The following is a 21,236-nucleotide window of genomic DNA, read 5'->3' as shown; positions in this document are numbered from 1 at the left end:
AAGTGGTGGGCACGGCGCAAAGTGCGCCTTTGCCCACCCTACGCAGTCGACGAAGCTTGCGCTTTTCTCGCCAGCGTCCACGCCGCGACGAACAGCGCCAGCAGCAACAGCGCTGCTGCGAGGAAGAACGGTGCGCCCGGCAGTTTGAACGGCGCGCTCGCGCCGATGAAATGGGCGAACGTCAACGTGAACAAGAACGGTCCCACGAGCTGGGACGCGCTCTGCACGCTGTTGGTGGCGCCCTGGAGCTGGCCCTGCTGATCGGGCGCGACGAGCTGCGTCATCAACGCCTGGATCGCTGCGCCCGCGACTCCCCACAGCGCCATCACGGGGATGCCGAACCAGGACAATGTCCCGGTCGGCGCGCTCGCGAAAATCAGGAAGCCGACGGCGCCGCAGGCAAGCCCGAACAACAGCGCACGCTGCTCGCCGAAGCGGCTAACGATCGGTCCGATCGCCGCGCCCTGCACGATCATCTGGCAGAGGCCGACCAGCGCCAGCGTCGCGCCGACGGTCGCGGTGTCCCAGCCGTAGCGATAGGTCGCATAGAGCACGTAGGTCGATGGCAGCACGACATGCGCGAGCTGCGCGAAGAAATTCGCCAGCGACAGGCCACCGAGCACGCGGTTTGAGCCGAGCAGGTGCAGCGCGCCGATCGGATTGGCGTTCTGCCAGCGAAACGGCGAACGACGCTCTCGCGGCAGCGACTCCGGCAGGATCAAGAGCCCATAGAGTCCATTGGCAAAACTCAGGCCCGCCGCGACCCAGAACGGCAATCGCGGATCGATGCCGCCGAGCAATCCACCAAGTGCCGGCCCCAGGATGAAACCGGCACCGAAGGCGACGCCGATCTTGCCGAACATGGTGGCGCGCTGCTCCGGCGCGGTGACGTCGGTGATATAGGCAAAGGCGGTCGAGACGCTCGCCGAGGTGATGCCCGAAATCAGGCGGCCGACGAACAGCCAGACCAGCGACGGCGCCAGCGCCATCAGCACATAGTCCGCGGCGAGACCAAAGTTCGACAATAGCACCACCGGACGCCGCCCGAACCTGTCGGACAAACCGCCGAGGATCGGCGAGAAGAACAACTGCATCAGCGCCCAGGCGGTGCCGAACAGGCCGAAGATCCGCGCCGCGCTCGCGGTGTCGTTGTCGACGAAGCCCTCGATCAATTTCGGCAGGATCGGAATGACGACACCGAGCGCCAGCATGTCGAGCAGGACGGTGCCGAAGATGAAAATCGCGGCGCCGCTTCGCCTCGGTGGCGTGTCGACGATGGCGGCCGCCTCTTCGCTCATGACAACCGCTTGCGCTTGTGGGCGAAGGGATTGGCCTTTTCGCGCAGCGTGATGCGCACCGGCGTGCCCGGCAGATCGAAAGTCTCGCGCAGCGAGTTGGTGAGATAGCGCAGATAGGATTGCGGCACGGCGTCGGCGCGCGAGCAGAACAGCACGAAGCTCGGCGGCCGCGCCTTGTTCTGGGTGATGTAGTTCAGCTTCAATCTGCGGCCGGAGACGGCGGGCGGCGGATTGGCCGCGATCGCCTGCTCGAACCAGCGATTGAGCGCGGCGGTAGAGACGCGCTTGTTCCAGGTGGCGTAGGCCTCCTCGATCGCCTTCATCAGGCGATCGACGCCCTCCCCCGTCAGCCCGGAGACTGCGACAACAGGCGCGCCCTTCACCTGCGGCAGCCAATGATCGGCGTCCGCACGCAACGCCGAGATCAGGTTCGGCTTGCGCTCGACCAGGTCCCATTTGTTGACTGCAAGAACGATCGCGCGGCCCTCGCGCTCGACCAGATCGGCGATGCGCAGGTCCTGCTCCTCGAACTTGTTCTGTGCGTCCATCATCAGCACGACGACTTCGGCAAAGCGCACCGCGCGCAGCGCGTCGGCGACCGACAGCTTCTCCAGCTTCTCCTCGATCCGCGAGCGCCGCCGCAAGCCCGCGGTGTCGAACAGGCGGAAGTCGCGGCCCTGCCAGTTGATCTCAACCGCGATGGAATCGCGCGTGGTGCCGGCTTCCGGGCTGGTCAGGAGCCGCTCCTCGCCGACGAGATGATTGATCAGCGTCGACTTGCCGGCATTGGGGCGGCCGACAATGGCGACGCGGATCGGGCGCCTGCCGATGTCCTCCTCGGTTTCAGGCGCGTCGTCGTCGACGCTTTCATCTTCGGCAGGCGCCGGCATCAGCGCGCTTAGCGCGTCATAAAGTTCGCCCATGCCCTCGCCGTGCTCGGCGGAAATCTGGACCGGATCGCCCAGGCCCAGCGCGTAGGATTCCATCGCGCCGAGCTCGCCATGCTTGCCCTCGGCCTTGTTGGCGACCAGCACCACCGGCTTGTCGGCGCGGCGGGCGAAATCGGCGAAGGCGCCGTCGGTCGGCGTCAGCCCCACCCGCGCGTCGATCACGAACATCAGCGCGTCCGCAAGGCCGATCGCCGTCTCCGTCTGCTCCTGCATGCGCGCGGTCAGCGAGCCCTTGGCGCCCTCGTCGAGGCCGGCGGTATCGATGATCGTGAATTCGAGATCGCCGAGCCGCGCCTGCCCTTCGCGGCGGTCGCGGGTTACGCCGGGCTCGTCATCGACCAGTGCGAGCTTCTGCCCGACCAGGCGGTTGAACAGCGTCGATTTTCCGACATTGGGCCGGCCGATGATGGCGATCGTGAGGGACATGGATCATCAAAGCGCTGTTCGCGGAAATGCGTGTCGGTGAAGTCTAGCAGGAACTAGCGCGTAAAGCTGCCGCTCGGCAGCGGGGCCGGGAATGGCGCGGCGGATTGCTGTGTGGGCTGTGTGGGCTGTGCAGGTGCCGGTTGCGCAGCCGGCTGGGCCGTCTGATCAGGCGGCGGCGCGGTGGTGCGCTTGCGCGCCATCTTCTTTGCCTTCGGCTCCGGCGGCAGAGTTGCGGGCGCGCCCTCCTCGGACGGCGCGGCGTTGGGATCGGCAGCGGCCGGCTCGGCGGCAGGCGCCGTGCTGGCTGCAGCCGCCCTGCCCTTGGCCGATCGCTTCGACTTCGCCTGCTCCGGCGGAGGCTCCGGCGGCGGAGCAGCAGCGGCGGCCGCCTGCGCATTCTGCTCATCGATCTGCTGCTGCGACCCCTTGTATAGTTCCTTCGGCACGCCCTGCTCCAGGCCGGGCACGCCATCGGGGAACACGGGCTTGCGCTCGCCTGGCAGCTTCTTCTTGGTGTCAAGGAAATCGAGCAGGTCCGACGGATCGAAATTGGACAGGCCGCCGCCTCCGCAGCCGGCCAGCACGCTGCAAAGCGCAATGGCGACGGCGGCTGCGATCAGACGTTGCGAGCGGCGCATGGGCGATCCCTCACTCAACTCGTTAGCTCTCAATCAGCTCTTGGCGACCGGCGGCAGCAGGGCCTGCAACGCCTCGGCGCGCGAGCGCAGGCTCGGCGGCGTCTCGGCGTCGTTTGCGATCAGGTCGAGCCACTGCCGCGCGGCGGCCGCGTCATTGGCGCGGTAGGCCGACAATGCCAGCAATTCGCGCGCCGTGTGACGGAAGGTCGAGTTCGCCGCCGTGGCGGGCTCAAGCCGCTGCAGCATGTTCTGGTAGGTCGTGCCTTCCAGCAGCAACTGCGCGGCGCGGATTCGCGCCAGATCCTGCTCCGCAGTACCGACGCTGCGGTCGGCGGTGATCTCGTCATACATCTTCGCGGCCGCCTGCGGGTCGCGGGTCGCGACCTCGGCCGCCAGACGCAGCCGCGCCAGCACGCGGTAGCCGGCCGGCGCCTTCGCGGCCAGGTCGGCGAAAGCGGCCTCCGCCTCGGCGTGCTTGTTCTGCTCGGAAAGCTCGACGGCCCGGTCGAAGGCAGCCCCCGCCTCGGCCGCCTTCTGGCCCTGGAGGTATTCGTAGCCGCGCCAGCCGCCCACGCCGGCGACGATCAGGATCGCGACCGCAATGATCAGAAGCGAATACTTGTCCCACAGCTTCTTGAGCTGCTCGCGACGCAGTTCCTCGTCGACTTCACTAAATAATTCAGACACTTAAGGCTATCCCATCCCCGGAGGGCGAAGCAAAATGCCAAGGCGCCAGACGCGCCCGATCCCCACATCGCGGCGGCGTTACCTTAATGATATGGCGGTGGCAAGGCAAAGCGAGGCGGATCAAAGCGTTAACGGTGGAAGGCTGCCTGCTCTTCTCACGCCCCGTGTCGGGGATAGCGCAGGAACCGATTGCTTCCCAGATACCTGCGGCAGAAGGAAAGTCTGTCGTGACACCGCAGCGTCTCTCCGAGATCTATCGAGACTACATCACCTGCTTGAACGGACAGGACTGGACGCACCTGGGACGGTTCGTTGACGACGACGTACGCCACAACGGTCGGCGGATCGGACTGTCGGGTTATCGCGAGATGCTGGAAAATGACTTTCGCCAGATCCCGGACCTCGCCTTCAATATCCAGCTTTTGATCTCCGATCCGCCTTACGTGTCGAGCCGTCTGTTCTTTGACTGCACGCCGAAGGGAGAGTTTCTCGGTCTCAAGATCGACGGGAAACGGGTCTCGTTCGCCGAAAACGTGATTTATGAATTCCGTGAAGACAAGATCGTGCAGGTCTGGTCGGTGATCGACAAGCCGGCCATCGAGGCCCAGCTTCGACGCTAGCCTGACGAGAACATCGCAACCGCCGCTTGTTGTATCGGCGCCATCTTCATGACGCGCGCCCCTCAGCCAACTCAAGTGCTGCGTCATGCCATCACTTCGGCTGACCCAGCCTCGATCCTTTCCTGAATGTGCGGCTCTCGGAGAATCGCTTGAGGCTGCAAAAGCTGACCGACTTCGATCAAAGCCCGATGAACGATCGGATCCGCGACGGCCGCGCGGAGCAGCTTTGCCTGGAACCGACGGTTCTCCTCGAAATTCTCTGGCCGCTCGCCTCGCGCCTCGGGAAAAGCGAGATCGACACCGGTGGACATATTCCACGGTTGTTGAACAACGGACTGCACACTGCTCATGAAGGCCGCCTGCACCGCCGCAATCGGGTCGCCCTCCAGCGCCGCACTTTTCAAAGCGGCCCGCAGCAACCGCGCCTGCATGGCGGCCGATGACATGCCCTGTCCATAGGTCGGATTGAAGCGACAAAGCGCATCCCCAATCGGCAGGACGCCGCGCGGCAACTGATCAAGCTGTTCGAAATGGTGCCACCGGTTCGCCGAGAAACCGAAGTGCCTGACCGGCTCAATCGGCTGAGCATGACTAAGGACCTCGGATAAGGTCTGCATCTTCAGTTCGGAGACGGCATTGATGAAATCGCTCCAGGTCTGCAGCCGCGGTACAGCCGCGCGGTCCGCGATCGTGATGTACCAGCGGTCGCCTTCCAAGGGCACGAACACGCCTTTCAGCGCAGAGTAAGGCGGATTGGTCTCCGTCAACACGATCTTCCATTGCGGCAGATCATGCGGGGCAAAGCGCACAATCATGGTTGAATAGCCGATCTCGAGGCTGACCTCACTGACCTCCGGCCGAGCCCAGCCAAGTGCGTCCAGCAGCGACAATGTCAGAGCGCCGCGACCGGATGCATCGACCACAAGATCGCTCTCCAGGATCTGCGATCTTGTCGGACCTGTGTCGAATTGCACGCCGCGGACAACGCCGTTGCTCTCAAGAACCTTACCTACTCGGCATTCCGACCGTAGCGAAACGTTGGCCATCGCCAGCACCCGGTTCTGTAGTACTGACTCGATAAGTGGCCGGCTCGCACAGAGAATTGACAGGCCAAAATCGCGGCACGGCAATGCGCCGACATCTGCGCGCTCAACGCGGAATTCCTCCGCTATGTTGACAGGGACCGCCCCTGCTGCGGCGAGGTTCTGTTCGAAGCCCGGAAGAATTTCATCGAGCGCCTTGAGACCGCCGACGAGGAGCCCATGCGGATGCCGATCCTGCGGCGTGCCCGGCCGCGATTGGACAGAGGCTGCGATCTTGTCGCGCTCGAGTATGTCGACCTGTTCGAAATGGTCCGCCAATACAGCCGCTGCTGACAAGCCTGCGATGCCACTGCCGATCACGACCGCACGTCGTCCGACGAGATTGTTCATGTTGTGCGCTCCACTGGATTCGTTATGCGGAGAGCACCAGTTGCAGGTTACAGCGCGATTTGGAGAGTTGGCGGAATGGTTACGTCAGTAACAAACGGCGTAAACAAGGTGGGCGACGAGCTGCATGAGGGCGTTCCTCAGCTCGACCGGGCCACGGTGCGCTCCCCGCGACCGAATGCGTCGTCGTACCAGTCGAGTCCCCCATCCGGGCTCAGATTGCCCGTCCCGCTATAGTGGCCTGATAGCTATGGATCTGCCTGGCCGTTGTGATCGCCGCAAAAGTCGCTGCCAAAATGAATGCTGTGAAAAAGGCGAAGAAAACAAAACGTGGCGTCATTAAGTGGGCTCCATTTCAGGATACCCCCCGCGGCATATTTAACGTGAATTCCGAGGCCTTCAAGGCGTGAACGGGCGCTCCACTTGGAATTCCGCAGACTGAAGGGCCACGCCTGTCGCGAAAGGCAGAGCGTCCGCTTCTCTCACACGGCGTGGGATGGTCACGCCATGTGCCCGGCCCTTTGCCCTTAGGTCAGCCGTGTTCCAGCGGGCGATGGAGTTGTCAGTGCGATTTGTGACGGCGCCTTACGAGACGATAGACGCCATACCCGACTGCAATAAGAGCAAGAGGAAGTCCAGCGCCAGCGACAGGTCCCGGAGCGCCATGGATGCCACCAGGAGCGCCTTGGCCGCCACCGCCGGTCGAATTGGTAGGGCCGCCACCTCCGTGGACGACGTAACCGGTGGTCGCGATCCCTAACACAGCTAGTCCGCCAAGAACGCTTTTGAGAGACCAAAGGCGTGTGAATTTCGTCCAAGACATCCAAAGCATGAGTATCAATCTCCTCGCCCGCGATTTTATTAAATCATTAACATTAGGTGATAATAATGGCAATATTAAATCAGCATAATAATGTAAATATTAAATCCGCCATGCAGCCGCGATATTGCAAAGCAACACAACCCTTGATTGATTAGTGGCTGAGCGCTCGCCCCTCAGCCCGATGGCCGGGGCGACGCCCGGGCGTAAACCCCCGATTTGCGCCGGAGCTAAAGCCCGATGAGACGAAGATGAATCATCATCGCGCTTCAGCGCAAACGCTTTGCGTTTGTCGCGAGGGAAAACTGCTTCACACTGCTCCGGATCATGCTCTGGCCGATATCACTTGATGCGCCGCTTCCGTACCCCGTCCACGCGCGGGCGAAATGTTGCGAGGAGATCGGTTGCGGTCGCGAAGTCGCGTTCGTCCGCTCTCCGAGGGCGGGAAATCGCTTCTGACATCTCGATTGCCGGCAGTGTGGTCAGCCGAGACAGTCGGTCTAGTTCGGCCCTGAGGCGGACGACCTGCCCGTGACGAGTTGCCAAGTCATGGCTTATGCGGAGCAGCGCAATGAGAAGATCGCACTCTTCCATGGTGTCGAATTGAATCCTGGCTGTCAGTCGTTAAGCGGCCGCTGCCGCAATCTCTGGTCCATTGTCAGCGTTCAAGCGAACAGGACGCCCTAGAGTCCCTCACGGTTGTTCAGCCGCACGTAGACGTCGACGATATGCTGCATGGCGTTTGACATCGCACTCGCTCAAGAAATTCGATTGGACCTCGAAAGTGACGGGAAATGCCGTCGGTCCTGTAGAGTAATTAAATAACGGTCGCGCCGGGCGCACTTGCCTCGACCCCACCGCCCAGCTAATCGGACTTCGGACGGCAGGCAAGGCGTATAGCCCATAAAAGCCTGTTCGAGGCAGTAGCGCAACCGCAATGACACCTTCGGCCGGCATCTGAATTCCGCGAGCGCACCATCGTAGGCCGCCTCCCTCGCCCGCCTCACGCCGGCGCCGTCAGGCTCGCCGCAAATGCCTCGCGCAACTGCCGCTTGATCACCTTGCCGTTGGCATTGCGCGGCAGCGGGTCGCGCGTGATCGCCATCGTCTCCGGCACCTTGTAGTCGGACAGTCGCTCGGCGCACCAGGCGCGCAATGTTTCGGCGCCGACCTCGTCGCGGGTCACGATCACCGCATGCACGCGTTCGCCCAGCACCGGACAGGGCTTTGCGATGATCGCGCTTTCGACGACGGCAGGATGGCCAGCGAGCACCGACTCGACCTCGGCGGAATAGATCTTCAGGCCGCCGCGGTTGATCATGTCCTTCTGGCGGTCGAACACGCGGACGAAATCGCGCTCGTCGATCGAACCGAGATCGCCGGAATGCCAGAAACCGGCGGTGAAGCTCTCCGCGGTCGCCTTCGGATTATTCCAGTAGCCCTTGATGACCGAGCCGCTGCGGATCCAGATCTCGCCGATCTCGCCGCGCGGCAGTTCGCGGTGATTGCCATCCATCACGATGATCTCGGCACCGGGGCACGGCAGGCCGACGCTGTCGATATGCGCGGCGGTCAGTTCGCCGGGCATCAGCGTCGAGGGCGACGTGGTCTCGGTGGCGCCGTAGCAATTCGCGAGCTTCAGTCCGGGTATCTTCGCATCCAATCGCTCGATCGTCGCGACCGGCATCGGGGCGCCGCCGAAACCGCCGATGCGCCAGCTCGAGAGATCGTAGCTGTCGAAATCCGGCTGCAGCAGGCAGAGATTGTACATTGCCGGCACCATCACCGTGTAGGTGACGCGCTCGCGGGAAGCGACCTTCAGATATTCCGCCGCCTTGAATTCGGGCATGATGATCAGCGCGCCGCCGCAGCACGCCATGGTCGTGATATTGGCGACCGCGCCGGTGACATGCGCCAGCGGCACCGCCGCGATCGAACGATCCGCCGCCGTGAGTTTCAAGGTGGACACGAACACCATCGAGGAATGGATGACGTTGCAATTCGCGAGCATCGCGCCTTTCGGCTTCCCGGTAGTGCCTGACGTGTAGAGGATCATCGCCGTATCCTCTTCGCCGACCAACGCGGGCGCCTCTGATGGCGCGTTGTCGAGCAGCGCGGCGAATCGCGATGCGCCGTCGTCGCTGACCGAAATCCGATGCTTCAGTTCGGGCACGTCGGCCGCGTCAGGCACGCGTTCGGCCAGCGTCGCCTCGTGGATCAGGAGCTTGGCGCCGCAGTCGCCGAGGACATAGGCGATCTCAGGCTTCTGCTGCCGCGTCGAGAGCAGCACGGTGACGAGCCCTGCATGCGCGGCTGCGAACATCGTCAGCACGAACTCGATGCGGTTGCCGAGCAGCACCGCGACACGGTCGCCGGCGCGCAAGCCGAGCTTCTCTAGTCCGGCCGCGACCTGCGCGGATTGCCGCACGACCTCGCGCCAGCTCATCCGCCTGTCGCCGCAGATCAGCGCCTCGCCGTCAGGGTTGTTGGCGGCAGCCTCCGATATCATCGCCCAGATGCTCTTCGGCCGCTCGCAAAACACCGGCACGACGCGGTCGCCGAAGCGCGCTTCGAGGCGCATGTCCGGAATCGGATGCCCTGACCAGTCCATACTTCACCTCCCCCGCTTGCGGGGGAGGTCGATGCGCTCGAAGAGCGCAGCGGGTGAGGGCTCTCTCCCCACGAACAGTCCCATCGCGGAGATACCCCCACCCCAGCCCTCCCCCGCAAGCGGGAGAGGGAGCGCAGCGTCGATTGTGGATGCAATTCGACCTGATTTCGTCATGCCCTAGCTCTTCTTCATGTCGTAGACATGCTCGGGTCCGGGGAAATTGCGGGCGCGGACGTCGGCGGCGTAGCCCTCGATGGCGGCTTCGATCGAGGGGCCGAGATTGCCGTAGCGGCGGACGAATTTCGGCGTGCGCGGCGACAGCCCGAGCATGTCCTCGAGCACCAGCACCTGGCCATCGCAGGCGGCGCTTGCGCCGATGCCGATGGTGGGAATGGCGATCGCTTGCGTGATCTTGCGCGCCAGCGGCTCGGCCACCGCCTCGATCACGACCGAGAAGGCGCCGGCTTCGGCGATCGCTTTGGCGTCGTTCTCGATCGGCGCCCAGCCTTTCTCGTCACGCCCCTGCGCGCGGAACGAGCCGAGCGTGTTGATCGATTGTGGCGTCAGCCCGATATGGCCCATCACGGGAATGCCGCGCTCGCTCAGGAACGCCACCGTCTCGGCCATGCGGGCGCCGCCTTCGAGCTTGACCGCGCCGCACTCGGTCTCCTTCAAAATCCGCACCGCGGAATGAAACGCTTGCTCCTTTGACGCCTCATAGGAGCCGAAGGGCATGTCCACCACAACAAGCGCGCGCTCAGAGCCGCGCATCACCGCCCGTCCCTGCAGAATCATCATGTCCAGCGTGACCGGCACCGTGGTCTCCAGCCCATGCATGACGTTGCCGAGGGAATCGCCGACCAGGATGACGTCGCAGTAGCGGTCGACCAGCGCCGCGGTATGCGCGTGATACGACGTCAGCATCACGATCGGCTCGCCGTTCTTGCGGGCGCGGATATCGGGTGCGGTCTTGCGCTTGATGGCTGATTGTACGGACATTTTAAGCTCCAACGACGGGGACGCCGATCACGACGGGATGGAATGCGAATGCGAGCGCCACGTAAGCGATGACGCCGACCGCGACCGCGATTGCATCGTTGCCGGGACCGCCGATTGGGATCGGCGGGCCGCCGGCATCGGCGCGATGTTTCAGCGAGATGCGGTCAAACACCGCCCAGGCGAGGAACGAGCCGAACAGGATGATCGAGCCGAGATCGCCATTGGCGAGCAGATGCGCCGCCGCCCATAATTTGATGCCGGCAAGCATCGGATGTTTCAGCGTCGTGTAGATGCGGCCGCGGATGTAGGACGCCACCACCAGGATCACGGCCGGCAGCATCAGCGCGATGGTGATGTGCTTCAGGAATGTCGGCGGATACCAGACGTCGATCCAGCCCGTCGCGCGGTAACGGGCAAATCCCCAGATGATCAGCGCGAGCCCGACCGCGGAGACCAGGGAATAGGCGATCTTGTAGCCGCCCTCGCCCACGGCATCGATGATCCGCGCGCGCAGGTCGCGCTGGGTCGTAAGCGTGTGGACACCAAAGAACAGGACCAACCCCAGGATCATCACCAGCAGTCCCACGATGTCCCTCCCTCGGCGCCTGCCTTTGGGCTTCGCCTATCATTTTGGGGGCCGGTTGCGCAATGCGTCAGGCGGCACGCCCGCGAGTTCACTTCACCTCTCCCGCTTGCGGGGGAGGTCGGCGCGTAGCGCCGGGTGGGGGCTTTCTCCACACGAAGAGTCGTTCCGCGGAGACACCCCCCACCCCAGCCCTCCCCCGCAAGCGGGAGAGAGAGCGTAGTGTCCTCCACGGATGCAGTTCGGATTTGTCCGCGCCCCGGAATGCCACCGCGCGGGAGCTACGGCTTCTCCGCCTGCTTGCCCAATTCGCGATTGTCGACATAGCGGATTGCGATCGGGCGGCCGGCGAGCGCCCCGCCGAGGCCGCTGCTGAATTTGAGCGGCAGGCAGGCCTTCAACGATGTATCGATCGCGTTCAGGTAGGTAGTGCGGGTATCCGCCGGGACGCCAGCAGTGGCAAAGGTCATGCGGGGCGTCGCGATCATTTCGCCTGATCGTTTGAAGCTGAAACGGACCGACATCTGCATGCCCTCGCGCGCGTCGTCGGCCGGCGGCGGGGTCCAGCAGGAGCGAAGCGCGGCGAAGAGATCGCCGATGGTATCGAGATCGTGATCGGGCTTCTTGTATTTCGCCGCCTGGTCCTGTGGCGGCACCGTCAGGACCGTGACCTGCAGGTTCTCGCCATAGGGATAGTCCATCTCGGGGATGCACGGCCCATGGTTGAATACGCTGCAATAGGATGGCGTGCAGGGACCCTCGTCCAGCACGCTGCAGGGCGTATGCGCGAACGGCACCGGATTGGTCTGCTGCCGCTCCGCGGCGCGGCCTGCGGAAATTCCGAGCACGATGAATACGAGGCAGATCACGACGCGTCGCAGCATGATGCAAGCCCTTTTGGATGCCGCCTCCTCGAAAATGAGGGCCGCAACGAGCGCCATCAAGCTGGCGTGCGTTCACTTCCTTGCGTTCGTGGTTCCACATATACCGCTGTCGTCGCCCGACTTGATCGGGCGATCCAGTATTCCAGAGACGGTCGTGTTTCACCGAGAGGCTGCGGCGTACTGGGTCCCCCGCCTTCGCGGGGGACGACGGCCTCAGCACACGATGCTACCCCTTCCGCTTGACGTCCTTGACGTTGGAGAAGGTGATGCCTTCCGCGCGCTCCTGGGTGTAGCCGAGGTAGAACTCGTTCCTGGCCATGAACACGGGATCGCCGTCGACATCGTCGGCGATGCCGGAACTGTTCGAAGCGATGAACGCATCGAGCTTCTTGCGGTCGTCGGAGGAGATCCAGCGCGCGAGCTGGAATTCCGACACCTCGAATTCCACCGGCAGCGAATATTCCGCGTCCAGCCGCGCCTTCAACACGTCGAGCTGCAGCGGGCCGACCACACCGACCAGGGCCGGAGCGCCGTCGCGCGGGCGGAACACCTGCACGACGCCCTCCTCCGACATCTGCTGCAAGGCTTCCTTCAGCTTCTTCGCCTTCATCGCGTCCGTCAGCCGCACGCGGCGGACGATTTCCGGCGCGAAGCTCGGCACGCCGACGAAGGTCAACTCCTCGCCTTCGGTGAGCGTATCGCCGATCCGCAGCGTGCCGTGATTGGGAATGCCGACGACGTCGCCCGCGAAGGCTTCGTCCGCCACCGAACGGTCCTGCGCGAAGAAGAATTGCGGGCTCGACAGGCTCATGTTCTTGCCGGTGCGCACCAGCTTGGCCTTCATGCCGCGGCTGAGCTTGCCCGAGCACAGCCGCGCGAAGGCGATGCGGTCGCGGTGGTTCGGATCCATGTTGGCCTGGATCTTGAACACGAAGGCGCTCATGCGCGGCTCTGAAGCCTCGACCTTGCGCAGATCGGAATCCTGCGCGCGCGGCGCCGGCGCGAATTGCCCGAGCCCTTCCAGGAGATCTCCGACGCCGAAATTGCGCAGCGCGCTGCCGAAATAGACCGGCGTCAGGTGACCCTCGCGGAACGCATCGAGCTCGAACGGTTTGCAGGCCTCCGACACCAGCGCGAGTTCGTCCTTGATCTCGGCGACGTCGAGATTGGGATTGCGGCTTGCGAGATCGGCGATATCGATCTGCTCGGCCTGCCCGGTCTTGGCGCCGCCGCCTTCGAGCAGGCGCACGCCGCCGTTCCTGACATCATAGGTGCCCATGAAATCGCGGCCGCGACCGACCGGCCAGGTCATCGGCGTGGTGTCGAGCGCCAGCGTTTTTTCGATCTCGTCCAGCAGATCGAAAGTGTCGCGGCTCTCGCGGTCCATCTTGTTGATGAAGGTGATGATCGGGATGTCGCGCAGGCGGCATACCTCGAACAGTTTTCGCGTGCGCGCTTCGATGCCCTTGGCGGCGTCAATCACCATGACCGCGGAGTCGACCGCGGTCAGCGTACGATAGGTGTCTTCCGAAAAGTCCTCGTGGCCCGGCGTGTCCAGAAGGTTGAACACGTGATCCTGGAACTCGAAGGTCATCACCGAGGTGACCACCGAGATGCCGCGCTCGCGCTCGATCTTCATCCAGTCGGAACGCGTGTTCCGCCGTTCGCCCTTGGCCTTGACCTGGCCGGCGAGATTGATGGCGCCGCCGAACAGCAGCAGCTTTTCCGTCAGCGTGGTCTTGCCGGCGTCCGGGTGGGAGATGATCGCAAAGGTGCGCCGCCGCGCCACTTCATCGGCAAGCGGGGAACGGGACGGCGATTCGGCTGTCAGGGCAACGTCGGACATGGCGGGGAGCGTTTGGCAGGGAAACCAGTGTCAATCAAGCCTATATGGTGATTGCGGAACGCGAAGGCCAGCCCCATATCGACGGCCGGGAAGGACGACCTTCCTGTTCACGACATCAGCCGCGGGGACGACCCTGCCTTATCAGGAGGGTCGTCATGGCCTGGACTATCCTGCTCATCGCCGGTCTGATGGAGGTCGGTTGGGCGATCGGGCTCAAATATACCGAAGGTTTCACGAGGCTCGTTCCATCGGTGCTGACGCTTCTGAGCATGCTCGGCAGCATCGTCCTGCTCGGGCTCGCGCTGAAGACGCTGCCGATCGGAACCGCCTATGCGGTGTGGACCGGCATCGGGGCGGTGGGAACGGCAATGCTCGGCATCGCCCTGTTCGGCGAGCCGGCCACCGCGCTCCGGCTCTCGAGCATCGGGCTGATCGTCGCGGGCATTATCGGGCTCAAGCTGGTGACCTAAGGTCTCTCAGCGCAGCACCAGCACCGCCCAATAGGTTGCTGCCGCAACGGCGGCGGCGGCCGGGATGGTGATGATCCAGGCATAGACGATCGAGCTTGCGACGTTCCAGCGCACCGCCGAGACCCGGCGCGCCGCACCGACGCCGACGATGGCGCCGGTGATGGTGTGGGTGGTGGAAACGGGAACACCGAGGAAGGTCGCCATGAACAGGGTCGCCGCTCCGCCGGTCTCCGCGCAAAAGCCCTGCATCGGCGTCAGCTTGGTGATGCGCAGGCCCATGGTGCGCACGATGCGCCAGCCACCCATCAGGGTGCCCAGCGCCATCGCCGCCTGGCAGGCCAGCACAACCCAGAACGGAATGTGAAACTCCTCGCCGAGATGGCCTTGCGAATAGAGCAGCACGCCGATGATGCCCATGGTCTTCTGCGCGTCATTGCCGCCATGGCCGAGCGAATAGAGCGAGGCGGAGGCGAATTGCAGGATGCGGAAGGCGCGGTCGACCGCGAACGGCGTCGAGCGCACCGACAGCCAGGACACGATCGCGACCAGCACCAGCGCCAGCAGGAAGCCGACCAGGGGCGACAGCACGATCGCCAGCAGCGTCTTGGAAAGGCCGCTCCACACCGCCGCTGAAATTCCCGCCTTCGCCATGCCGCCGCCGACCAGGCCGCCGATCAGCGCATGCGAGCTCGACGACGGGATGCCGAGCGCCCAGGTGATCACGTTCCAGACGATGGCACCGACCAGCGCAGCGAAGATCACGGTGGCATCGACGACCTCGGGCTCGATGATCCCGGTGCCGATGGTGTTGGCGACGTGCAGGCCGAACACCATGAAAGCGATGAAGTTGAAGAACGCCGCCCAGAACACCGCGTAATGCGGCCGCAGCACGCGGGTCGAGACGATGGTCGCGATCGAATTCGCGGCGTCGTGCAGGCCGTTCAGGAAATCGAACAGCAGGGCGACCGCGATCAGGATCACCAGGACCGGAAGACCAAGCGTGGCGTCCACTTAACCGCCCTGCTTCATTTGCTCGAGCATGATCTGCGCGCAAACGCTGCGCGTTTGTCGCGGGGAAAACCGGTTTCCACTTTTCCGGATCATGCTCAGACTTGCTCGATCACGATCGAGTTGATCTCGTTGGCGACGTCGTCGAAGCGGTCGGCGACCTTTTCGAGGTGATCGTAGATCTCGGCGCCGACGATGAAATCCATCGTGTTGGCGTCGCGGTGCTTGAGGTAAAGCTCCTTCAGCCCGATATCGTGGAGATCGTCGACCCGGCCCTCGAGCTTGGTCAGTTCCTCCGTGATCTGCGTCAGCATCGAAACGTTGTTGCCGATCGACTGCAAGAGCGGCAGCGCGCGCCCGACCAGATTGGCGCATTCCACGATCAGGGTGCCCATCTCGCGCATCGGCGGCTCGAACGCGCGTACCTCGAACAGCACCACAGCCTTGGCGGTCTGCTGCATCTGGTCGACGGCGTCGTCCATGGAAGTGATGAGGTTCGTGATGTCGCCGCGGTCGAACGGGGTGATGAAGGTGCGGCGGACCGCAGTCAGGACCTCGCGGGTGATATTGTCGGCGTCGTTCTCGAACTGGTTGACGCGCTGGCAGTGCACCGGCGTCTCGTCCCCACCCTTCAGCACATCCTGCAACGCCATCGCGCACTGGACGGCGGTCTTGGCATGCCGGCCGAACAGGTCGAAAAACCGCTCCTCCTTGGGCAAAAAGGCTCGAAACCAGCGCAGCATAGGGGCAAAATCCATCGTTCCGGAGCAACCGCCCCGCGACCTGTCACAAAACTGTCATAGAACATTCTGTGCAGGAGTGGCCAGCGCTCCGCCAGCGGAACCAGGTCATCCACCGCTTTGTCGGTAACAATGCCGTAGCGCGGGTGGAGCGCCCGCGTAACCCGGGGCCACCGGCAAACGCGGATGCAGACCTCCCGGGTTACGCGGTCCGCTCCACCCGGGCCCGGGCTACGAGGACCTGCCCCTACAGCGACCGCCTGAGCAAACGCGCGATCTCGCCGATGATGCCACGGCGGAAGGTCAGCACGCAGGCGACGAAGATGACGCCCTGGATCACGGTCACCCACTGGCCGTAACCGGCCAGATACTGCTGCATGGCAATGATGATGAAGGCGCCGACCACGGGACCGAAAATGGTGCCGAGGCCGCCGACCAGCGTCATCAGCACGATCTCGCCCGACATCGACCAGTGCACGTCGGTCAGCGAGGCGTTCTGGGCCACGAACACCTTGAGCGAGCCGGCGAAGCCCGCGAGCGTGCCTGACAGGATGAAGGCCAGCAGCTTGTAGTGATCGGTCTTGTAGCCGAGCGAGATCGCGCGCGGCTCGTTCTCGCGGATCGATTTCAGCACCTCGCCGAACGGCGAGTTGATGGTGCGGTAGATCAGCAGGAAGCCGCCAAGGAAGCCGGCGAGCACGACATAGTAGAGCACCGTCGGCTTGGACAGGTCGAAGATGCCGAACAGGTGGCCCTGCGGAATGCCCTGGATGCCGTCCTCGCCGTGGGTGAACGGCGCCTGCAGGTAGATGAAGTAGAGGAGCTGGGACAGCGCCAGCGTGATCATCGAGAAGTAGATGCCCTGCCGGCGGATCGAGACGTAACCGGTGATGACGGCAAGCCCGCAGGCCGCGGCCGTGCCGATGATGATGCCGAGCTCCGGCGGCAGCGCCCACACCTTCAGCGCATGCGCCGAGACGTAGCCGGCTGTCCCTAAGAACATCGCGTGGCCGAACGACAGCAGGCCGCCATAGCCAACCAGCAGGTTGAAAGCGCAGGCGAGCAGCGCAAAGCACAGCGCCTGCATCACGAAGAACGGATAGATGCCGGTGAGCGGCACGATGGCCAGCAGCACCGCCATCAGGCCAAAGGCGACCATCTCGTCGCGCATCGCGCGCGGCGTGATCGGCAGGGTGTCGTCGGTGAGTGCTGACATATCAGGCCGCCCGTCCGGTCAGTCCCGTCGGCTTCACAAGCAGGACCAGCACCATCAGGACGAACACGACGGTGTTGGAAGCCTCGGGGTAGAAATACTTGGTCAGACCCTCGATCACGCCGAGCGCAAAACCGGTGATGATCGATCCCATGATCGATCCCATGCCGCCGATCACCACCACCGCGAACACGACGATGATGAGGTCGGCGCCCATCAGCGGCCGCACCTGGTTGATCGGTGCCGACAGCACACCCGCGAGCGCCGCAAGCCCGACGCCGAGGCCGTAGGTCAGCGTGATCATCCTGGGCACGTTGATGCCGAAGGCGCGCACCAGCGTCGGATTTTCCGTCGCGGCGCGCAGGTAGGCGCCAAGCTGCGTCTTCTCGATCAGGAACCAGGTGGCTATGCATATCACCAGCGAGAACACGACCACCCAGCCGCGATAGATGGGCAAGAACATGAAGCCGAGATTCATGCCGCCGCGGAGCGCGTCAGGTATCTGGTATGGCAGGCCGGAGGAGCCGAAATAGTTCTGGAAGACGCCCTGGATGATCAGCGCGATGCCGAAGGTCAAAAGCAGGCCGTAGACGTGGTCGAGCCCGGACAACCATTGCAGCATGGTCCGTTCCAGGAACATGCCGAAAATGCCGACCACAATGGGCGCGATGATCAGTGCCCACCAATAGCCGATGCCGGCGATGTTGAGCAGGAAATAGGCGCAGAAGGCGCCCATCATGTAGAGCGCGCCATGGGCGAAATTGATGATGTTGAGCATGCCGAAGATCACGGCAAGCCCCAGGCTGAGCAGCGCGTAAAACGAGCCGTTGATCAGTCCCACCAGTAGCTGTGCGTAGAGAGCCTGCATCGCTTTGGCCTTCGCCCCCTTCCCCCCGAATGGAGCCCGCCGGCTTCACCGCCGGCGGGCGATGATAGTTACTTCTTGAGCAGCGCGCACTTGCTTTCGGAAAGCGGCGTGAACGCCTGGTCGGCCGGAACGGTGGCGACCAGCTTGTAGAAATCCCACGGCCCCTTGGATTCCGAGGGCTTCTTCACCTCGAACAGGTACGCCGGATGGATGGCGCGACCGTTCGGCTGGATCTCGCCCTTGCCGAACAGATCATCCTCGGTCGGGATCGACTTCATCTTCTCCACGATCTTGGCGCCGTCATGCGGATTGCCGCCGAGCGCTTCGAGCGCCTTGAAATAGTGACGGAGACCCGCATAGACGCCGGCCTGCACCATGGACGGCATGGCGTGGCCCTTCGACCGCTCCGAGAACCGCTTGGAGAACGCCCGCGTCTGGTCGTTCATGTCCCAGTAGAAGGTCTCGGTGAAGTTCAGGCCCTGCGCGACATCGAGCCCCATCGCCTTGACGTCGGTGAGGAACAACAGCAGCGCCGCGAGCTTCTGGCCGCCGGAGACGATGCCGAATTCAGCGGCCTGCTTGATCGAATTGGTGGTGTCGCCGCCCGCATTCGCAAGGCCGATGATCTTCGCCTTGGACGATTGCGCCTGCAGCAGGAAGGACGAGAAATCCGAGGTATTGAGCGGATGCTTGACGCTGCCGAGCACCTTGCCGCCATTGGCGGTGATGACGGCCGTGGTGTCGCGCTCCAGCGCGGCGCCGAAGGCGTAGTCGGCGGTGAGGAAGAACCAGGTATCGCCGCCGGACTTCACCAGCGCCTGCCCGGTGGAATGCGCCAGCATGTAGGTGTCGTAGGTCCAATGCACCGTGTTCGGCGTGCACTGGGCGTTGGTCAGATCCGAGGTCGCCGCGCCCGAGTTGATGTAGACGCCGTTCTTCTCCTTGACGATGTTGTTGACGGCGAGCGCCACGCCGGAATTCGGCACGTCGACGATGACGTCGACCTTGTCGACGTCGAACCACTGCCGCGCGATGGTCGAGCCGATGTCGGGCTTGTTCTGGTGGTCGCCGGAGATGACGTCGATCTTCCAGCCCTTGGCGAGCAGTCCGGAATCCTCGACCGCCATCTGCGCCGCGAGCGTCGAGCCGGGCCCGCCGAGATCGGAATAAAGCCCGGACTGGTCGGAGAGCGCGCCGATCTTGGCGGTCTTGTCCTGGGCAAGCGCAAGGCCGGCCGTGGCAAACGTCAGGGCGGTGCCGAGCAGCAGCGCCGAAATCCTGTTCTTCATATGCTTGTCGTCCTTTTTGCTTTTCTTGATGTCGGCAATGTCAGACGCCGAGATAAGTATGGAGCTTGTCCATATTGGCGGAGAGCTCCGAATTGGCAAAACCGTCGATCACCTTGCCGTGCTCGACAATGTAGTAGCGGTCAGCGACCGTCGAAGCGAAACGGAAATTCTGCTCGACCAGCAGAATGGTAAAGCCCTCCGATTTGAGCCGCGCGATGGTGTGGCCGATCTGCTGGATGATGACCGGCGCGAGCCCCTCGGTCGGTTCATCCAGCATCAGGAAACGCGCGCCGGTGCGCAGGATGCGCGCGATCGCGAGCATCTGCTGCTCGCCGCCCGACAGCTTGGTGCCCTGGCTGGTGAGGCGCTCCTTCAGGTTCGGAAACAGATCGAAGATCTGGTCGAGCGACAGGCCTCCCGGCCGTACCGTCGGCGGCAGCAGCAGGTTTTCGCGCACGTCCAGGCTTGCGAAAATGCCGCGCTCCTCCGGGCAGAAAGCGATGCCCATCCGCGCGATCCTGTCCGAGGACGCGCGGATGATCTCCTGATTCTCGAAACGGATCGAACCGGAGCGCTTGCCGATGATTCCCATCACCGATTTCAGCGTGGTGGTCTTGCCGGCGCCGTTGCGTCCGAGCAGCGTGACCACCTCGCCGGCACCCACATGAAAATTGATGCCATGAAGGATGTGGGATTCACCATACCAGGCCTGGAGGTCCTGCACGGCCAACACCTTCGCATCCGCAGGCTTTGCGGCCGCGGCTTCGGCCATTTTCAGCTCAGGCATGACCGGCTCCCAGATAGGCTTCCTTCACGCGCTCGTCCTTGGAGAGGTCGGCATAGTGGCCTTCCGCGAGCACCTGCCCTCGCGTCAACACGGTGATGATGTCGGAGAGGTTTGCCACCACCGAGAGGTTATGTTCGACCATCAGGATGGTGTATTTCGCGGAGATACGCTTGATCAACGCGGCGATCTTGTCGATGTCCTCATGGCCCATCCCGGCCATCGGCTCGTCCAGCAGCATCATCTCCGGGTCGAGCGCGATCGTCGTTGCAATCTCAAGGGCGCGCTTGCGGCCATAGGGCATCTCGACGGCGGGAGTGTTGGCGAACTCGCTCAAGCCGACATCGTCGAGCAACTCGAGCGCGCGGGCGTTATAACGGTCGAGCACGCTTTTGGAGCGCCAGAAATCGAAGGAATTGCCGTGCTGGCGCTGCAAAGCGACGCGAACATTCTCCAGCGCGGTCAGATGCGGAAAAACCGCCGAGATCTGAAACGAGCGCACCAATCCGAGACGCGCGACATCGGCCGGCGGCACCGCGGTGATGTCCTGTCCCTTATATGTAATCCGGCCCGCCGACGGCTTTAGGAATTTTGTCAGGAGGTTGAAGCACGTCGTCTTGCCGGCCCCGTTGGGCCCGATCAACGCATGGATGCTGCCGCGACGCACTTTCAACGCAACGTCGCGAACGGCGAAGAATCCCGCGAATTCCTTGGTCAATCCGTGGGTCTCGAGAATGAACTCGTCGGCCAAACAATTTCCCCCGTCGGCCTCACCGCGACTGCACGCGTGGCCAAGTTTTTTCCTGATCCGGCTGGTTTTCCGCGACCCCGGAAACCCGTCCCGGACCGCCGCCCCCGGCGGCGGAATATGCCGATGCTGCATGGGTTAGGCAAGGCGGAAAGCTGGGCTCCGAGGACGCACCCCTCATCGGTTCCGTGTTCTCCGATAGTCGAATTGCAGGCGCACCCGATTTGTCGCGTCGGAAAGCCGCCATTAACGGTATTTTGCCGTGCAGCCAAGCCTTCATAGAATATTTCCGCGTCAGGCCGATGCTCTGGCCATTGGTCCTGG

The 21,236-nt window shown here is 63.5% G+C and carries 19 protein-coding genes; 2 read left to right on the top strand and 17 right to left on the bottom strand.

What is annotated here, in order from left to right; all coding sequences use genetic code 11:
- Nucleotides 1–38: 38 nt before the first annotated feature.
- Genes ACVJGD_RS04755 through ACVJGD_RS04740 form a run of 4 tightly spaced genes read right to left on the bottom strand, consistent with a single transcriptional unit; the run spans nt 39 to nt 3,999 of the window.
- Complete coding sequence (locus tag ACVJGD_RS04755) at nt 39–1,298, bottom strand: TCR/Tet family MFS transporter (RefSeq protein ID WP_456633277.1); 1,260 nt, start codon at nt 1,296–1,298, stop codon at nt 39–41.
- The gene (gene der / locus ACVJGD_RS04750) at nt 1,295–2,674 is read right to left on the bottom strand and encodes a ribosome biogenesis GTPase Der (protein WP_456633276.1); all 1,380 of its coding nucleotides are present in this window, start codon (nt 2,672–2,674) and stop codon (nt 1,295–1,297) included. The genes ACVJGD_RS04755 and der overlap by 4 nt, the downstream gene beginning before the upstream one ends.
- Before the next feature lie 53 nt (nt 2,675–2,727).
- Complete coding sequence (locus ACVJGD_RS04745; protein ID WP_456633275.1) at nt 2,728–3,312, bottom strand: hypothetical protein; 585 nt, start codon at nt 3,310–3,312, stop codon at nt 2,728–2,730.
- Between the two features lie 33 nt (nt 3,313–3,345).
- Nucleotides 3,346–3,999, bottom strand: coding sequence for a tetratricopeptide repeat protein (locus ACVJGD_RS04740; protein ID WP_456633274.1), 654 nt, complete (start codon nt 3,997–3,999; stop codon nt 3,346–3,348).
- 227 nt (nt 4,000–4,226) lie between these two features.
- Between ACVJGD_RS04740 and ACVJGD_RS04735 the strand changes: the two genes are divergently transcribed.
- A complete protein-coding gene (locus ACVJGD_RS04735) occupies nt 4,227–4,619 on the top strand; it encodes an ester cyclase (protein WP_456640167.1) in 393 nt (130 codons plus the stop codon).
- 83 nt (nt 4,620–4,702) lie between these two features.
- Here the strand turns inward: ACVJGD_RS04735 and ACVJGD_RS04730 are convergent, their stop codons facing one another.
- From ACVJGD_RS04730 to ACVJGD_RS04705, 6 genes are all read right to left on the bottom strand, one after another.
- The gene (locus ACVJGD_RS04730) at nt 4,703–6,052 is read right to left on the bottom strand and encodes an FAD-dependent oxidoreductase (protein WP_456633273.1); all 1,350 of its coding nucleotides are present in this window, start codon (nt 6,050–6,052) and stop codon (nt 4,703–4,705) included.
- Nucleotides 6,053–7,872: 1,820 nt separating this feature from the next.
- Nucleotides 7,873–9,480 (bottom strand): class I adenylate-forming enzyme family protein, encoded by a 1,608-nt coding sequence (locus ACVJGD_RS04725; RefSeq protein WP_456633272.1) that lies wholly within the window; start codon nt 9,478–9,480, stop codon nt 7,873–7,875.
- A 177-nt stretch (nt 9,481–9,657) separates the two neighbouring features.
- Entirely contained in the window at nt 9,658–10,479 is an 822-nt protein-coding gene (gene panB / locus ACVJGD_RS04720; protein ID WP_456633271.1) for a 3-methyl-2-oxobutanoate hydroxymethyltransferase, read from the bottom strand.
- Between the two features lies 1 nt (nt 10,480).
- Nucleotides 10,481–11,065, bottom strand: coding sequence for an NnrU family protein (locus ACVJGD_RS04715; RefSeq protein ID WP_456633270.1), 585 nt, complete (start codon nt 11,063–11,065; stop codon nt 10,481–10,483).
- A 278-nt stretch (nt 11,066–11,343) separates the two neighbouring features.
- Entirely contained in the window at nt 11,344–11,946 is a 603-nt protein-coding gene (locus tag ACVJGD_RS04710) for a hypothetical protein (RefSeq protein WP_456633269.1), read from the bottom strand.
- Between the two features lie 226 nt (nt 11,947–12,172).
- Nucleotides 12,173–13,792: a peptide chain release factor 3 gene (locus tag ACVJGD_RS04705; protein WP_456633268.1), complete on the bottom strand. Its 1,620-nt coding sequence runs from the start codon at nt 13,790–13,792 to the stop codon at nt 12,173–12,175.
- Between the two features lie 155 nt (nt 13,793–13,947).
- Here ACVJGD_RS04705 and sugE point away from each other — a divergent pair, with 155 nt between their 5' ends.
- Complete coding sequence (sugE, locus tag ACVJGD_RS04700; RefSeq protein WP_456633267.1) at nt 13,948–14,262, top strand: quaternary ammonium compound efflux SMR transporter SugE; 315 nt, start codon at nt 13,948–13,950, stop codon at nt 14,260–14,262.
- Between the two features lie 6 nt (nt 14,263–14,268).
- Here the strand turns inward: sugE and ACVJGD_RS04695 are convergent, their stop codons facing one another.
- The 7 genes from ACVJGD_RS04695 to ACVJGD_RS04665 form a co-directional block, all read right to left on the bottom strand.
- Complete coding sequence (locus tag ACVJGD_RS04695) at nt 14,269–15,273, bottom strand: anion permease (RefSeq protein WP_456633266.1); 1,005 nt, start codon at nt 15,271–15,273, stop codon at nt 14,269–14,271.
- Between the two features lie 95 nt (nt 15,274–15,368).
- Nucleotides 15,369–16,013 (bottom strand): DUF47 domain-containing protein, encoded by a 645-nt coding sequence (locus tag ACVJGD_RS04690; RefSeq protein WP_456640166.1) that lies wholly within the window; start codon nt 16,011–16,013, stop codon nt 15,369–15,371.
- A gap of 244 nt (nt 16,014–16,257) precedes the next feature.
- Nucleotides 16,258–17,226, bottom strand: coding sequence for a branched-chain amino acid ABC transporter permease (locus ACVJGD_RS04685; protein ID WP_456633265.1), 969 nt, complete (start codon nt 17,224–17,226; stop codon nt 16,258–16,260).
- Nucleotide 17,227: 1 nt separating this feature from the next.
- The gene (locus ACVJGD_RS04680) at nt 17,228–18,091 is read right to left on the bottom strand and encodes a branched-chain amino acid ABC transporter permease (protein WP_456633264.1); all 864 of its coding nucleotides are present in this window, start codon (nt 18,089–18,091) and stop codon (nt 17,228–17,230) included.
- A 68-nt stretch (nt 18,092–18,159) separates the two neighbouring features.
- Complete coding sequence (locus ACVJGD_RS04675; protein ID WP_456633263.1) at nt 18,160–19,380, bottom strand: ABC transporter substrate-binding protein; 1,221 nt, start codon at nt 19,378–19,380, stop codon at nt 18,160–18,162.
- 40 nt (nt 19,381–19,420) lie between these two features.
- Nucleotides 19,421–20,152: an ABC transporter ATP-binding protein gene (locus ACVJGD_RS04670; RefSeq protein ID WP_456640165.1), complete on the bottom strand. Its 732-nt coding sequence runs from the start codon at nt 20,150–20,152 to the stop codon at nt 19,421–19,423.
- 7 nt (nt 20,153–20,159) lie between these two features.
- Entirely contained in the window at nt 20,160–20,915 is a 756-nt protein-coding gene (locus ACVJGD_RS04665) for an ABC transporter ATP-binding protein (protein ID WP_456633262.1), read from the bottom strand.
- Nucleotides 20,916–21,236 lie beyond the last annotated feature (321 nt).

Source organism: Bradyrhizobium sp. USDA 10063, assembly GCF_054063735.1.
This window is presented reverse-complemented; position numbering and strand designations above follow the sequence as displayed.